This window comes from Paraburkholderia sp. UYCP14C, assembly GCF_004197395.1.
Lineage (GTDB): Bacteria > Pseudomonadota > Gammaproteobacteria > Burkholderiales > Burkholderiaceae > Paraburkholderia.
Map to the genome: position 1 here is coordinate 1 of NZ_SELS01000360.1, position 375 is coordinate 375.

Annotated in this window: 1 protein-coding gene; it reads right to left on the bottom strand. The window is 57.3% G+C overall.

The features are described from left to right. Positions 1-115: 115 nt before the first annotated feature. Positions 116-375: hypothetical protein (locus EVC45_RS46505; RefSeq protein ID WP_211193624.1), on the bottom strand; the 260-nt coding region annotated here is incomplete at its 5' end.

Sequence of the window (375 nt, forward strand, 5' to 3'; positions counted from 1 at the left end):
TGGCCCCGAAGCGGGAGACCGTTCGGGTGCAGGCCCGTCAATTCTCTCATCGCCAACAGGGTCGCGGCTCTCCGGGCTGCCGATTCTCATAGCTACGCACTTTCTCCAGTAGTTGTCACGGATCGGCGTAATTACGCCGCCTACAATGTTGCATACTTTTTCCTCCTTCGCCTGATTCGTTCGGATTTTCGCTGCTACGAAGCGGAGGCTGCGGATCGACGCGGAACACAACGACGATTTCGTCCTTGTGGACTTCGACGCTTGACCAGGCCCAGAACAATCGAGCGTTTGGTTTCAAGCAACTGATTGCGGGTTTTCCGAAGGGGCCGAATTTGTCTGCGAGCCCCACCGGGAATGGCTTTCGGAGCTGGCGAG